This is a genomic window from Mycobacterium szulgai (genome assembly GCF_002116635.1).
In the GTDB taxonomy this organism is placed as follows: domain Bacteria; phylum Actinomycetota; class Actinomycetes; order Mycobacteriales; family Mycobacteriaceae; genus Mycobacterium; species Mycobacterium szulgai.
The window spans coordinates 14,372-29,161 of sequence record NZ_LQPW01000137.1; the positions used below are offsets into that span (position 1 = coordinate 14,372).

Sequence of the window (14,790 nt, forward strand, 5' to 3'; positions counted from 1 at the left end):
CCGACGGCGGCTGTTGCGGCGGCAGGGCCAGGTATCGATGTCATGCCGTACCCCTGTTCCCCGACGGCGCCGGTTTGTGTCGCGTCTGCCGTCCGCGCCGGGCTACCACCACGGTTGCGGGCGGATGCAAATAGTTCGCGCCACATGTCACCACCCTGACATCCACGGCCCCCGAAGCGGCCATCACACGCCGGTGTTCCCGGACTTCGTCGGGAGCGCGCTCCCCCTTCATCGCAAGCATTCGCCCGTCGTGCCTTAGCAACGGCATACTCCACTTCGTCACTTTGTCCAATGCGGCCACGGCCCGCGACACTGCGGCGTCCCTGCCGCCGATCTGCTCCCGGACTCGCGGATCCTCGGCCCGGCCGCGGACCACGTCAACCGCCAGACCGAGCTCGGTCACCGCCTCTTGCAAGAACTCGCTGCGCCGCAGCAGCGGCTCCAACAGAACTATCCGGAGATCCGGTCGGGCGATCGCCAAGGGGATGCCGGGGAGGCCGGCGCCGCTGCCGATGTCCACTACCCGCTCGCCCTCGTCGAGCAGCTCGCCAATCGCAGCACAGTTCAATAGGTGGCGCTCCCATAGCCGGTCAACTTCCCGGGGTCCGAGAAGGCCGCGCTCTACCCCCGGACCCGCCAGCAATTCGGTGTATCGCTGTGCCAAGTCGAGTTGTGGTCCGAACACCGCGGCAGCCGCATCGGGCACGGCGGGGGCATTCTCGCCCACACCCACCCGATCGCAACTCCCGCCATGTTTCACGTGAAACATCCTCCGCTCGTCCGGGTTCGCGACCCACGTGAACTACACAGCTGTAACTCCGCGTGACCTCATCAGCGCTCGGTCACGACCGGATCACAAGCTAGTCACGAAGGACGACTACGCGGCGCGACGGCTCAGCACCCTCGCTCTCGCTATGCACACCGGGCACTGCGGCAACCGCGTCATGGACGATCTTGCGCTCAAACGGCGTCATCGGCGACAGCTCCTCGCGCTCGCCGGTCTCGGCGACCCGCCGCGCGACCTTGTCGCCCAACGCCGCGAGCTCCTCGCGCCGCCGCCGGCGCCAGCTCGCGATGTCGAGCATCAGCCTGCTGCGCACGCCGGTCTTCTGATGTACCGCCAAGCGGGTGAGTTCTTGGAGAGCGTCGAGTACCTCTCCCCCGCGGCCCACCAATTTGTTCAGGTCGTTACTGCCGTCAATGCTCACTACCGCACGACTGCCTTCGACATCGAGGTCGATGTCGCCGTCGAAGTCGAGCAGATCCAGCAGCTCTTCCAGATAGTCGCCGGCGATCTCGCCTTCGGCCACTAACCGCTCTTCCAAGTCGTCGCCCTCGTCCGAATCCGCCGCACCGGCATCGGCCGCGGCGGTGTCGTCGCCGGCTTCCGGAGTCTCTGCTTCACCGTCGAGATCGTTTTTCAGTTCGGTGGTGTCGGCCTCGGTCATAGCTTTCTCCCCTCATCCACGGGTCGGTAGGTCGCGGTATTCGCGATGTTCTTCTGGGGCGCGGTACGACTAACCCCGGTAAGGCTGTGACGCGCTGTTCAACGTTTGCGCTTCTTCGGTCGGGCTCCGGGCCGCGGGGTGCGGTTGACGGCACTGCTATTACTCGCACCCGGACTCGGCTTTTCGGACTCGGTCGCCTGTGCCGCGGAATCGGCTGACTCCGGTTGCGCCTCGCCGTCGCTCTCGGCGGCGGAGCCATCGCCGTTCGCCGGTGCCGGCTTGGTAGCTCGCTTCGGCTTGACCCCCGGAGCCGGCGCGTTAGCCGCCCGGCGTTGGATGGCTTCCTGCTTCTTGGCTTCTTCCTCTTTTTCGATCATGCCGAACACGTAGTGCTGCTGACCGAACGTCCAGATGTTGTTGGAGAACCAGTACAAGATGATCGCCAGCGGCAGGAACGGCCCGCCCACCACCACACCCAACGGGAACACATACAGCGCCAGTTTGTTCATCATCGCGGTCTGCGGATTGGCCGCCGCCTCCGGACTCTGCCGGGCAATCGACGCGCGACTGTTGAAGTAGGTTGCGATGCCGGCCAGGACCATTACCGGCACCCCGACCGCGATCACCGCGGGCCGGCTGAAATCCACAAATGCGTCCAGCCCGCCGCGCTGCGTCATCGACGCACCGATCGGCGCCCCGAACAAGTTGGCGTCCAGGAAGTGCCCCACATCGGCCGGGGTGAAGGCGTAGTTGCCCGTGAGGCGGTTCTGCACCACCGACATTTGCTGCTGACCGATGCCCCCGGTGGTCCGGTTGAACGAACGCAACACGTGATACAGCCCAAGGAAAACCGGGATCTGCGCAAGCATCGGCAGGCACCCGAGGATCGGGTTGAAGCCGTGTTCGCGCTGCAGCTTCTGCATCTCCAGCGCCATGCGCTGACGGTCCTTGCCGTACTTCTTTTGCAGCGCCTTGATTTGCGGTTGCAGTTCCTGCATCTGCCGGGTGGTGCGGATCTGGCGCACGAACGGCTTGTACAGCAGCGCCCGCAGGGTGAAGACGAGGAACATCACCGACAATGCCCAGGCGAAGAAATTCGACGGCCCCAGCAGCAGCGCGAACAGCTTGTACCAAAGCAGCATGATCCAGGACACCGGGTAGTACACGAAGTCAAGGCTGAAAAAATCAAACAAGAGACTTGCTCTCCCCTCGCAGCGCTGGGCTGTCCCAGCTGGCGTCTTCACGGTCGTCCCGGTCCGCAACAGTCCCGGCAGCGTGCCCGTCGGCCCGGCACTCATGGCGCTCGCGGCGCTCCGGTATCGGGTCCCATCCTCCCCGATGCCACGGTCCGCACTTGCCCAGCCGGACAAAGGTCAGCCAACTCCCCCGGATCAACCCGTACTCGGTGAGGGCATCGACGGCGTACTGACTACAGGTCGGAATGAAGCGGCACGACGCCGGGCGCAGCGGTGAGATCATGTGCCGGTAAAGCTGGATCAGAAAGATCAACCCACGCGCGATCTTCCGGCCGGCGACCCGGACCACGCTCCCAGGGTTTCCCGCCGAGGCCATCACCGCTCGCTGCCCGCCAGTTCGAAAGCGCGCCGCAAGCCGCTTCGTAATTGTTGTTCCAGCCATGCCGAGGACACGTGCCGGCTGCTGGGCAGCGCGCGGATCACCACCTGATCGCGCGGATGCAGCGAGTCCAACATGGGGCGGGCAACGTGCCGCAACCGACGGGCGACCCGATGGCGTTCGACGGCGGACCCCACCGGCTTGGCAATGATCAGACCGACCCGCGGGCCCCGACCCTTGTTGAGATTTTCCTCGCGCTCGCTGCCGCGCCGGACATGGACGATGACGTCAGGTTGCACCGTACGCATCCCGTACTTCACCGTCGCGTCAAACTCGGTGGACCGCCTCATGCGGTTGCGTGCACAAAGCACCGCTAAGAAACCCGTGTTGCGATCAGGCAGTTAAAGCGCGGCGACCCTTACGGCGCCGACCGGAGACGATGGCCCGCCCGGCACGGGTGCGCATCCGCAACCGAAAACCATGAACGCGGGCTCGGCGCCGGTTGTTCGGCTGGAAGGTCCGCTTGCCCTTGGCCACAACGTTCTCCTCGGTGTGTCTGGCATAACCATCCGGCCGCCGCATAACGCTTGGCAACTCGCCGGTCGGAGGTGGTCTCGCAAACTGGCCGGCGCGGTCCCCTGATAACTTCACCCGGGTCGCAGCCGCATCGCCGACTTTCGGGCGACTGTTTGAGGGTACTGACGAGGCTTGTCCTGGTCAAACCTCGCCCACATCAAGCGCCTTAGCCGCCCAACGAAAAAGAACCCAGTCGAATACAAAACAACGGTTGGCAGCCGCACCGAAAACTGTTAGCTTCGGGCGGGTGTAGTTTGCAAGCCGCTTCGGATTTGGATCGGCTGTCGACAATGAAGCGAGGATGGCGGATCGACTAGCTGCCCAGACAACCAGGTGGTTGTCTCCAGCCACGGAGATCGCAAGCCGTTGCCGGTAGGCTGCGGCACGTTTTCCGACCGACCCTTTCCACATCTGTGGATAACCATGTGGACAGTTGCTTCGTCGTCGTCGAGCGAGAAATCAGGGAGATGCGTCGTTGACCGATGACCCCGGTTCCGCTTTTGCCACAGTATGGAGCGCGGTCGTCTCCGAACTCAACGGGGAGTCCAGCAACGGCGCCACCCTAACCACTCCACTGACTCCTCAGCAAAGAGCATGGCTCAACCTCGTCCAACCACTCACGATCGTCGAGGGGTTTGCTCTGCTGTCGGTTCCCAGCAGCTTCGTCCAAAACGAAATCGAACGTCATCTGCGCACTCCGATCACCGATGCGCTGAGCCGTCGGCTCGGCCATGAGATCCAGCTCGGGGTACGCATCGCTCCACCCCAATCCGACGACGACAACGCACTCCCCCAAGACAGCACCTTCGCGCCGTCGGACACCTTCACGACAACCGACGCCTTCTCCCCGCCCGACGAAAACGGATCGGATAAGGACGCCGACGAAGCCGACGAGGTCGGCGGACAGCCGGCTTGGCCGACGTATTTCACCGAGCGGCCGTCGAACAACGACTCCGCGACAGCCGGCGGCACCAGCCTCAACCGTCGCTACACCTTCGACACCTTCGTAATCGGCGCCTCCAACCGGTTCGCCCACGCGGCCACCCTGGCGATCGCCGAAGCGCCGGCGCGTGCGTACAACCCACTTTTCATCTGGGGTGAATCCGGTCTCGGCAAGACCCATCTGCTGCACGCGGCGGGTAACTACGCCCAGCGGCTATTCCCCGGCATGCGGGTCAAGTACGTCTCCACCGAGGAATTCACCAACGACTTCATCAACTCGCTGCGCGACGACCGCAAGGTCGCCTTCAAGCGCAGCTACCGCGACGTCGACGTCCTGCTGGTCGATGACATTCAGTTCATCGAAGGCAAGGAAGGTATCCAGGAGGAGTTCTTCCATACCTTCAATACGTTGCACAACGCCAACAAGCAGATCGTCATCTCCTCAGACCGCCCGCCCAAACAGCTCGCCACCCTCGAGGACCGGCTACGTACCCGCTTCGAGTGGGGTCTGATCACCGACGTACAGCCGCCCGAGCTGGAGACCCGCATCGCCATCCTGCGCAAGAAAGCACAGATGGAACGTCTCGCGGTGCCCGACGATGTCTTGGAACTCATCGCGTCCAGCATCGAACGCAACATCCGCGAACTCGAGGGTGCCCTCATCCGGGTCACCGCGTTCGCCTCGCTGAACAAGACGCCGATCGACAAGGCGCTGGCCGAGATCGTGCTGCGCGACCTCATCGCCGACGCCAGCACCATGCAGATCAGCGCGGCGACCATCATGGCTGCAACCGCCGAATACTTCGACACCACCGTCGAAGAGTTACGCGGCCCCGGCAAGACCCGGGCGCTGGCCCAGTCACGACAGATCGCAATGTATTTGTGCCGCGAACTCACCGATCTTTCGCTGCCCAAGATCGGCCAGGCCTTCGGCCGCGATCACACCACCGTCATGTACGCCCAGCGCAAGATTCTGTCCGAGATGGCCGAGCGTCGCGAGGTCTTCGATCACGTCAAAGAGCTCACCACTCGCATCCGGCAGCGCTCCAAGCGCTGACCCAAGCACCTTCCCACGCCTTCCAGCGCACGTTCTCGCTCATCTTTTTTCAAAAAACTTCTCTCCCGCATGTCACACCAGCCACACCGCCGCGTTGTGCGCAGCCCTGTGTACAGAGCACGCAGAATCACGTGGAAGCTTTGCGCTTCCGTGCACACATGTGATTCATCCCCACTGGCCCAACACGCACCACACAACTGTCCAGGCTGTCATCCACAACCCCGTCCGGTCACCTAGCAGCGCCGAGACGCGCCTGTCCCCAGAATCCACACCCCTTAATACTGTTATTGAGATCTCTTCGTTGTTTCTTCTTTGCAAAACGGCGCTGGGGACACCGCATGCACAGTGCGTTTAGTGAGCCCGGCTGACGGTGCTTGTCAGCGTGAGTGATTAGCTTTCAACTTGGCGCGAGAAGCTCTACGGTTGGTGTTCGACTGCCGTTACGGTCGTCGATGCGCTGGCGGGGGCGCTGGCCGATCGCTTTGACGGATTTCGAACTCACTGTTAGGTGAAGGGACGCAATGGACGCGGCTACGACCCGAGCTGGTCTCACCGACTTGAAGTTTCGTTTGGTGCGAGAGTCCTTTGCCGATGCGGTGTCGTGGGTGGCGAAGAATCTGCCCACCAGGCCCGCGGTGCCGGTGCTCTCCGGAGTGCTGCTGACCGGTTCGGACGAGGGCCTGACGATTTCCGGCTTCGACTACGAGGTGTCGGCCGAAGTACAAGTCCCTGCCGAAATCGCCTCTCCGGGAAGTGTTTTGGTGTCCGGACGGTTGTTGTCGGACATCACCCGGGCGTTGCCCAACAAACCCGTCGACTTCTACGTTGACGGCAACCGCGTCGCGTTGACCTGCGGCAGCGCCCGGTTTTCGCTGCCGACAATGGCCGTTGAGGATTACCCGACGCTGCCCTCGCTGCCCGAGGAGACCGGGTCGTTACCGGCGGAGTTGTTCGCCGAGGCGATCGGCCAGGTCGCCATCGCGGCCGGGCGCGACGACACGTTGCCCATGCTGACCGGCATTCGTGTCGAAATATCCGGGGAGACGGTGGTTTTGGCGGCCACCGACAGATTCCGGCTGGCGGTCCGCGAGCTGACCTGGACTGCGCTGTCACCCGACATCGAGGCCTCGGTTCTGGTGCCGGCCAAGACACTCGCGGAGGCAGCCAAAGCCGGCACCGACGGCGGCGACGTTCGGTTGTCCTTGGGATCTGGACCGGGCGTCGGCAAAGAAGGCCTACTTGGCATCACCGGCAACGGCAAGCGCAGCACCACCCGGCTTCTCGACGCCGAGTTCCCGAAGTTTCGACAGTTGTTGCCGGCCGAACACACCGCGGTGGCCAGCATTGACGTCGCCCAGCTGACCGAAGCGATCAAGCTGGTTGCCCTGGTGGCCGACCGCGGCGCACAGGTGCGAATGGAGTTCGCCGACGGCATGCTGCGGCTGTCGGCCGGCGCCGACGATGTGGGGCGTGCCGAAGAGGACCTCGCGGTGGACTACGCCGGTGAACCGTTGACCATCGCGTTCAATCCCACATATCTGACCGACGGGCTGGGCTCGCTACATTCCGAGCGGGTGTCGTTCGGTTTCACCACTCCGGGCAAGCCGGCGTTGCTGCGCCCCGCGTCAGCCGAGGATTCGGTGCCCACCGGCAGCGGCCCGTTCCCCGCGGTGCCCACGGACTACGTTTATCTGTTGATGCCGGTTCGGTTGCCCGGATAGGTGTATGTACGGCATTTAGGACTGCGCGATTTCCGGTCCTGGGCCCACGCCGACCTCGAACTACCTGCGGGGCGGACGGTGTTCGTCGGCCGGAATGGCTTCGGCAAAACGAATCTTCTTGAGGCGCTGTGGTATTCGACGACATTGAGTTCGCATCGGGTTGGTACTGACGCGCCGTTGATTCGCGCGGGTGCCGAGCGTGCTGTGATCTCGACCATCGTTGTCAACGAGGGTCGCGAATGCGCGGTCGACCTGGAGATCGCGGCGGGGCGGGCCAACAAAGCCCGGTTGAACCGGTCACCGGTGCGTAGCACCCGCGAGGTAGTCGGGGTGCTACGCGCGGTGTTGTTTGCTCCGGAGGATCTGGCATTGGTTCGCGGAGATCCCTCTGATCGGCGCCGCTATCTCGATGATCTGGCGACGGTGCGCCGCCCGACGATCGCCGGGGTGCGCGCTGATTACGACAAGGTCCTGAGGCAGCGCACGGCGCTGCTGAAGTCCGTGTCCGGCGCGCGCTACCGCGGCGACCGCGGGGCGTTGGAAACACTCGACGTTTGGGACAGCCGGCTGGCTCAGCATGGGGCCGAATTAATGGCCGCACGTATCGATTTGGTGAATCAGCTGGCACCCGAAGTGGAGAAGGCTTATCAGGTGCTGGCGCCGGAATCACGCGCGGCCGCCATCGCGTATCGCGCCAGCACGGACATTGCAGGTGCTGGAACCGACCGCGAACTGCTGGAGGCAGCGTTGTTGACCGCGCTGGCCGCCCGGCGCGACGCCGAGCTGGAACGCGGAGTGTGTCTGGTCGGTCCCCACCGTGACGATCTGGAATTACGGCTGGGTGATCAACCCGCGAAAGGTTTTGCCAGCCATGGGGAATCCTGGTCCATGGCGGTAGCGCTGCGGTTGGCGGCCTACGAGTTGTTACGTGCCGACGGCAGCGACCCGGTGTTATTACTCGACGATGTGTTCGCCGAGTTGGACACCAAGCGTCGGCGTGCGCTGGCGACGGTCGCCGAATCGGCCGAGCAGGTATTGGTGACCGCCGCGGTGTTAGAGGATATTCCCGAAGGCTGGGACGCACGACGGGTGCACGTCGAGCTGCGGGACGGCGAATCCGGGCGGGTTTCGGAGGTGCGGCAATGACAGACAACAAAGACGTCGGCCAGAACCCGGGTGAGGCGAACGAGCTGCGCGGCATCGACTTGGTGAGACGCACGCTCGAAGAAGCCCGCGCCGCGGCCAGAGCCCGCGGCATGGATGCCGGCCGAGGTCGGGCGGGGCCCGGGGCACCCCGCCGCGTCGCGGGCCAGCGCCGCAGTTGGTCTGGACCTGGACCTGACGCTCGTGATCCGCAACCTCTGGGCCGGCTGGCGCGGGATATGGCAAAAAAGCGTGGCTGGTCCACGCACGTTGCCGAGGGCATGGTGTTCGGCCAGTGGGGAACGGTCGTCGGGCAGCAGATCGCCGACCATGCCATCCCGACCGCCCTCAACGACGGGGTGCTCAGTGTGACGGCCGAATCGACGGCGTGGGCCACGCAGTTGCGTATCATCCAAGCCCAGCTGCTGGCCCGCATCGCTGCCGCCGTTGGCAACGGTGTGGTCACGTCGCTGAAAATCACCGGTCCGGTCACCCCGTCCTGGCGCAAAGGGCCGCGGCACATCGCCGGCCGAGGGCCCCGCGACACCTACGGCTAGAACCTTAAAACGGGTTGAACGGGCCCGGAACGAGGGACGTCTCAGAGCCACGAGGACGAATCAGAGCCGTTTCTCGAACGTCCGGACGCGACTGGAATGAAGAAATCAAGCGCACGGCGCAATCAGATAGGTGGAAACGCGCCCACAAAATCGGTGCTGACGGTCGATCACGGTAGAGTGGTGTGATGCGACCGCTGCGGTGACTGAACCGCTCGCATGCAACCCCAAGGAGAGCATTCCGAACGTGGCTGCCCAAAAGAAGAAGGCACAAGACGAATACGGCGCTTCGGCGATCACCGTTCTTGAAGGCCTCGAGGCCGTCCGCAAACGCCCGGGCATGTACATCGGGTCCACCGGCGAGCGTGGTTTACACCACCTCGTCTGGGAGGTGGTCGACAACTCGGTAGACGAGGCCATGGCCGGCTACGCAAACCAAGTCGATGTGCGCCTACTCGACGACGGCAGCGTCGAAGTCGCCGACAACGGGCGAGGCATCCCGGTCGCCATGCACGCTACCGGTGCCCCAACCGTCGACGTGGTGATGACCCAACTGCACGCCGGCGGCAAATTCGGCGGCGAGAACAGTGGCTACAACGTCAGTGGTGGTCTGCACGGCGTCGGGGTGTCGGTGGTGAACGCGCTGTCGACCCGGCTCGAGGTCGACATCAAGCGTGACGGCCACGAGTGGTCGCAGTTCTACGACAAGGCCGTGCCGGGCACGCTCAAACAGGGTGAAGCCACTAAGAAGACCGGAACGACGATTAGGTTCTGGGCCGACCCGGACATCTTCGAGACCACCGAATACGACTTCGAGACCGTGGCACGCCGGCTGCAGGAAATGGCATTCCTGAACAAGGGCTTGACCATCAACCTCACCGACGAGCGAGTTGCCCAGGACGAGGTTGTCGACGAGGTCGTCAGCGACACCGCCGAGGCACCCAAGTCCGCCGAAGAAAAGGCGGCCGAATCCAAAGGGCCGCATAAGGTTAAGCACCGCACTTTCCATTACCCCGGCGGGCTGATCGACTTCGTCAAGCACATCAACCGGACCAAGAGCCCGATCCAGCAGAGTGTCGTCGCCTTCGACGGCAAGGGTGAAGGGCACGAGGTCGAGATCGCGATGCAGTGGAACGGCGGCTATTCGGAGTCGGTGCACACCTTCGCCAACACCATCAACACCCACGAGGGCGGCACCCACGAAGAAGGGTTCCGCAGCGCACTGACATCGGTGGTGAACAAGTACGCCAAAGACAAGAAGCTGCTCAAGGAGAAGGACGCCAACCTCACCGGCGACGACATTCGCGAGGGCCTGGCCGCGGTCATCTCGGTGAAAGTTGCCGAACCGCAGTTCGAGGGCCAGACCAAGACCAAACTGGGTAACACCGAGGTCAAGTCGTTCGTACAGAAGGTCTGCAACGAACAGCTGACCCACTGGTTCGAGGCCAACCCGTCGGAAGCCAAAACCGTCGTGAACAAGGCGGTCTCGTCGGCACAGGCGCGTATCGCCGCCCGCAAGGCACGAGAGTTGGTGCGTCGCAAGAGCGCTACCGATCTCGGTGGGCTGCCCGGCAAGCTGGCCGACTGCCGCTCCACCGATCCGCGCAAGTCGGAATTGTATGTGGTGGAAGGGGACTCGGCCGGCGGCTCCGCCAAGAGCGGCCGCGACTCGATGTTTCAGGCGATACTTCCGTTGCGCGGCAAGATCATCAACGTCGAGAAGGCCCGCATCGACCGGGTGCTGAAGAACACCGAAGTCCAGGCGATCATCACCGCGCTGGGTACCGGAATTCACGACGAGTTCGACCTCGCCAAACTGCGCTACCACAAGATCGTGCTGATGGCCGACGCCGACGTTGACGGCCAACACATCTCGACGCTGTTGTTGACGTTGTTGTTCCGGTTCATGCGCCCGCTCATCGAGAACGGGCACGTCTTCCTGGCGCAGCCGCCGCTGTACAAACTGAAGTGGCAACGCACCGAGCCGGAATTCGCTTACTCCGACCGCGAACGCGACGGTCTGCTAGAGGCGGGGCTGAAGTCCGGCAAGAAGATCAACAAAGAAGACGGCATTCAGCGCTACAAAGGTCTGGGCGAGATGGACGCGAAGGAGTTGTGGGAGACCACGATGGATCCGTCGGTGCGAGTGCTGCGCCAGGTCACCCTCGACGACGCCGCCTCGGCCGATGAGCTGTTCTCCATTCTGATGGGTGAGGACGTGGACGCGCGCCGCAGCTTTATCACCCGTAATGCCAAGGACGTTCGCTTCCTAGACGTTTAACCAGTCCGCCTTCGATCAAAACGAGGAATAGATGACTGACACGACGTTGCCGCCTGGTGACGACTCGGTCGACCGCATCGAACCGGTTGACATTCAGCAGGAAATGCAGCGCAGCTACATCGATTACGCGATGAGCGTGATCGTCGGGCGGGCGTTGCCTGAAGTGCGCGACGGGCTCAAGCCGGTGCACCGCCGGGTGCTGTATGCCATGTACGACTCCGGGTTCCGCCCGGACCGCAGCCACGCCAAGTCGGCGCGCTCGGTCGCTGAGACGATGGGTAACTACCACCCGCACGGCGACGCGTCGATCTACGACACCTTGGTACGCATGGCCCAGCCGTGGTCGCTGCGTTATCCGTTGGTCGACGGGCAGGGCAACTTCGGCTCGCCGGGCAACGACCCACCAGCCGCCATGAGATATACCGAGGCCCGGCTGACTCCGCTAGCCATGGAGATGTTACGCGAAATCGACGAGGAGACAGTCGATTTCATCCCGAACTACGACGGCCGGGTACAGGAACCGACGGTACTGCCCAGCCGGTTCCCCAACCTGTTGGCAAATGGGTCCGGCGGCATCGCGGTCGGCATGGCGACCAACATCCCGCCACACAACCTGCGCGAGCTCGCCGAAGCGGTGTTCTGGTGCCTGGAGAACCACGACGCCGACGAAGAGGCGACATTGGCCGCCGTCATGGAGCGGGTCAAGGGTCCTGACTTTCCGACCTCCGGGTTGATCGTCGGGTCGCAAGGCATCGCCGATGCTTACAAGACTGGCCGCGGCTCCATCCGGATGCGCGGAGTCGTTGAGGTAGAAGAAGATTCGCGCGGCCGCACCTCGCTGGTGATCACCGAGCTGCCGTATCAGGTCAATCACGACAACTTCATCACCTCGATTGCCGAGCAGGTTCGCGACGGCAAGCTGGCCGGCATTTCCAACATCGAGGATCAGTCCAGCGACCGAGTCGGCTTGCGCATCGTCGTCGAGATCAAGCGCGACGCGGTGGCAAAGGTTGTGCTGAACAACCTCTACAAGCACACCCAGCTGCAGACAAGTTTCGGCGCCAACATGCTGTCGATCGTCGACGGGGTACCGCGCACGCTGCGCCTCGACCAGATGATCCGCTACTACGTCGCACATCAACTCGACGTCATTGTCCGGCGTACTACCTACCGGTTGCGAAAAGCCAACGAGCGGGCCCACATCCTGCGCGGTCTGGTCAAAGCGCTCGACGCACTCGACGAAGTGATCGCCCTGATCCGGGCGTCGGAAACCGTCGACATCGCCCGACAGGGCCTGATCGAGCTGCTCGACATCGACGAGATTCAGGCGCAGGCCATCCTCGACATGCAGTTGCGGCGGCTGGCCGCCCTGGAGCGCCAGCGCATCGTCGACGACCTGGCCAAGATCGAGGCCGAGATCGCCGATCTGGAAGACATCCTGGCCAAGCCGGAGCGGCAGCGGAAGATCGTGCGCGACGAACTCGCCGAGATCGTCGAAAAGCACGGCGACGACCGTCGTACCCGGATCATCGCGGCCGACGGCGATGTCAGTGACGAGGACCTCATCGCGCGCGAGGACGTGGTCGTCACCATCACCGAAACCGGCTATGCCAAGCGCACCAAGACCGATCTGTACCGCAGCCAAAAGCGCGGCGGTAAGGGTGTGCAGGGCGCCGGCCTCAAGCAGGACGACATCGTCCGGCACTTCTTCGTCTGCTCCACCCACGACTGGATCCTGTTCTTCACCACACAGGGCCGGGTGTATCGGGCCAAGGCCTACGAATTGCCGGAAGCACTGAGAACGGCGCGGGGTCAGCACGTGGCCAACCTGCTGGCCTTCCAACCCGAGGAGCGCATCGCCCAGGTCATCCAGATCAAGAGCTATGAGGATGCGCCCTATCTGGTGCTGGCCACTCAGAACGGTCTGGTCAAGAAGTCCAAGCTGACCGATTTCGACTCGAACCGCTCCGGCGGAATCGTGGCCATCAACCTGCGCGGCGAAGACGAGCTGGTGGGCGCGGTGCTGTGTTCGGCCGAGGAGGACCTGCTACTGGTCTCGGCCAATGGGCAGTCCATCAGGTTCTCGGCGACCGACGATGCGCTGCGGCCGATGGGCCGCGCCACCTCCGGCGTGCAGGGCATGCGGTTCAACGCCGACGACCGGCTGCTGTCGCTGAACGTGGTGCGCGAAGGCACCTACCTGCTGGTCGCCACGTCCGGCGGGTACGCCAAGCGCACCGCCATCGAGGAGTACCCGGTCCAGAACCGCGGCGGCAAGGGCGTATTGACGGTCATGTACGACCGGCGGCGGGGCCGGCTGGTCGGGGCGTTGATCGTCGATGACGACAGCGAGCTGTACGCGATCACCTCTGGCGGCGGCGTCATCCGTACCGCGGCGCGCCAGGTCCGCAAGGCCGGACGGCAGACCAAGGGCGTCCGGTTGATGAACCTGGGTGAGGGCGACACATTGTTAGCCATCGCACGCAATGCCGAGGAAAGCGCCGAGGAAAACGTCGACGGCGAGGACGAGTCCAGTAGCTAACCGGCGACGGGAAAACCCGGGCAACTAGACTCAGCCACTTGAGTACATACGTTAGGAGCCCGGGGTGACTTCACCGAACGAGGCGGGCGCCCCAAATCGGGGCGACAACCCGAATGGGGATGGCTCGGTCGATCGTGCCGGTGCACACCGGGCCGCGACCGGCCCCGGCCGCATACCCGATGCCGCAGACTCACCGCCGTGGCAGCGCGGTGGTGCCCGGCCGGCTCAACAACCGCAACGTCAAGCCGCCGATCCACCCACCGATGTGCGGGCGACGTCCAGCATCGATGCCCGGCTGAACCGTTTCATTTCGGGCACGTCGACACCGGCGGCCAGCCAACCAGGACCGCCGGCTAAGCAGGAACCCGAGGCCGTGCCGGCGCGCAGCGAAAACCCGCCGGCTGAGGCCTATGCCAGCGAATTGCCCGACCTGTCCGGACCCATGCCGCGCGCGTCGGCACCACGGAAGGCGGAGACGGCGACGGCATCGGGCGGGGGCCGAACCGCGACCGCCGAAGCCCGCGAGGGCCGCGAATCCCGGGTTCAGGTGTCGTCCCGGCGTGCGCGGGGGCCGGTGCGGGCCAGCATGCAGATTCGGCGGATCGATCCGTGGAGCACGCTGAAGGTCTCGCTGTTGCTCTCGGTTGCGTTGTTCTTCGTCTGGATGATCGCCGTGGCGTTCCTTTACCTGGTGCTGGGCGGCATGGGTGTGTGGTCCAAGCTGAACAGCAACGTCGGCGACCTGCTGAACAACACCAGCGGCAGCAGCGGCGAACTGGTCTCCAGCGGCACCATTTTCGGCGGCGCGGTGCTGATCGGCTTGGTCAACATCGTGTTGATGACGGCGATGGCCACCATCGCCGCGTTCGTCTACAACCTGACGACTGATCTGATCGGCGGTATCGAAGTGACACTGGCCGACCGCGACTAGCGTTTTGGGAGTCGGGCGGC

At 63.9% G+C, this 14,790-nt stretch carries 13 protein-coding genes; 7 read left to right on the plus strand and 6 right to left on the minus strand.

Annotated features, from left to right (window positions below; all coding sequences use genetic code 11):
• Positions 1-40: 40 nt before the first annotated feature.
• From rsmG to rpmH, 6 genes are all read right to left on the minus strand, one after another.
• Entirely contained in the window at positions 41-769 is a 729-nt protein-coding gene (gene rsmG / locus AWC27_RS19595) for a 16S rRNA (guanine(527)-N(7))-methyltransferase RsmG (RefSeq protein ID WP_085672016.1), read from the minus strand.
• Between the two features lie 91 nt (positions 770-860).
• A complete protein-coding gene (locus AWC27_RS19600; RefSeq protein ID WP_085672017.1) occupies positions 861-1,448 on the minus strand; it encodes a Jag family protein in 588 nt (195 codons plus the stop codon).
• A 98-nt stretch (positions 1,449-1,546) separates the two neighbouring features.
• The gene (gene yidC / locus AWC27_RS19605) at positions 1,547-2,590 is read right to left on the minus strand and encodes a membrane protein insertase YidC (RefSeq protein ID WP_245847309.1); all 1,044 of its coding nucleotides are present in this window, start codon (positions 2,588-2,590) and stop codon (positions 1,547-1,549) included.
• A 43-nt stretch (positions 2,591-2,633) separates the two neighbouring features.
• Positions 2,634-3,020 (minus strand): membrane protein insertion efficiency factor YidD, encoded by a 387-nt coding sequence (yidD, locus tag AWC27_RS19610; protein ID WP_085672019.1) that lies wholly within the window; start codon positions 3,018-3,020, stop codon positions 2,634-2,636.
• Entirely contained in the window at positions 3,020-3,394 is a 375-nt protein-coding gene (gene rnpA, locus AWC27_RS19615; protein ID WP_085672020.1) for a ribonuclease P protein component, read from the minus strand. Before rnpA ends, yidD begins: the two co-directional genes overlap by 1 nt.
• A 22-nt stretch (positions 3,395-3,416) precedes the next feature.
• Positions 3,417-3,560 (minus strand): 50S ribosomal protein L34, encoded by a 144-nt coding sequence (gene rpmH / locus AWC27_RS19620; protein WP_068111553.1) that lies wholly within the window; start codon positions 3,558-3,560, stop codon positions 3,417-3,419.
• A 514-nt stretch (positions 3,561-4,074) separates the two neighbouring features.
• Here rpmH and dnaA point away from each other — a divergent pair.
• From dnaA to AWC27_RS19655, 7 genes are all read left to right on the plus strand, one after another.
• Entirely contained in the window at positions 4,075-5,598 is a 1,524-nt protein-coding gene (dnaA, locus tag AWC27_RS19625) for a chromosomal replication initiator protein DnaA (protein ID WP_085672021.1), read from the plus strand.
• Positions 5,599-6,119: 521 nt separating this feature from the next.
• A complete protein-coding gene (gene dnaN, locus AWC27_RS19630) occupies positions 6,120-7,319 on the plus strand; it encodes a DNA polymerase III subunit beta (RefSeq protein ID WP_083112578.1) in 1,200 nt (399 codons plus the stop codon).
• Entirely contained in the window at positions 7,320-8,465 is a 1,146-nt protein-coding gene (gene recF, locus AWC27_RS19635) for a DNA replication/repair protein RecF (protein ID WP_085672022.1), read from the plus strand.
• Positions 8,435-9,019, plus strand: coding sequence for a DUF721 family protein (locus AWC27_RS19640; protein WP_372516907.1), 585 nt, complete (start codon positions 8,435-8,437; stop codon positions 9,017-9,019). Before recF ends, AWC27_RS19640 begins: the two co-directional genes overlap by 31 nt.
• Before the next feature lie 244 nt (positions 9,020-9,263).
• Positions 9,264-11,297 carry a DNA topoisomerase (ATP-hydrolyzing) subunit B gene (gene gyrB, locus AWC27_RS19645; RefSeq protein ID WP_085672046.1) on the plus strand — a complete coding sequence of 678 codons (2,034 nt, stop codon included), beginning with the start codon at positions 9,264-9,266 and terminating at the stop codon, positions 11,295-11,297.
• A 31-nt stretch (positions 11,298-11,328) separates the two neighbouring features.
• On the plus strand, positions 11,329-13,839 hold the full coding sequence (gene gyrA / locus AWC27_RS19650) for a DNA gyrase subunit A (protein WP_085672024.1): 2,511 nt from the start codon (positions 11,329-11,331) through the stop codon (positions 13,837-13,839).
• A gap of 64 nt (positions 13,840-13,903) precedes the next feature.
• Positions 13,904-14,770, plus strand: coding sequence for a DUF3566 domain-containing protein (locus tag AWC27_RS19655; protein ID WP_085672025.1), 867 nt, complete (start codon positions 13,904-13,906; stop codon positions 14,768-14,770).
• Positions 14,771-14,790 lie beyond the last annotated feature (20 nt).

What these genes read in the sequence shown, in the direction of transcription:
- gyrA (WP_085672024.1), top strand. Translation starts at nt 11,329, where the DNA reads ATGACTGACACGACGTTGCCGCCTGGTGACGACTCGGTCGACCGCATC.
- dnaN (WP_083112578.1), top strand. Translation starts at nt 6,120, where the DNA reads ATGGACGCGGCTACGACCCGAGCTGGTCTCACCGACTTGAAGTTTCGT.
- yidD (WP_085672019.1), bottom strand. Translation starts at nt 3,020, where the DNA reads ATGGCCTCGGCGGGAAACCCTGGGAGCGTGGTCCGGGTCGCCGGCCGG.
- yidC (WP_245847309.1), bottom strand. Translation starts at nt 2,590, where the DNA reads ATGCTGCTTTGGTACAAGCTGTTCGCGCTGCTGCTGGGGCCGTCGAAT.
- AWC27_RS19600 (WP_085672017.1), bottom strand. Translation starts at nt 1,448, where the DNA reads ATGACCGAGGCCGACACCACCGAACTGAAAAACGATCTCGACGGTGAA.
- rsmG (WP_085672016.1), bottom strand. Translation starts at nt 769, where the DNA reads ATGTTTCACGTGAAACATGGCGGGAGTTGCGATCGGGTGGGTGTGGGC.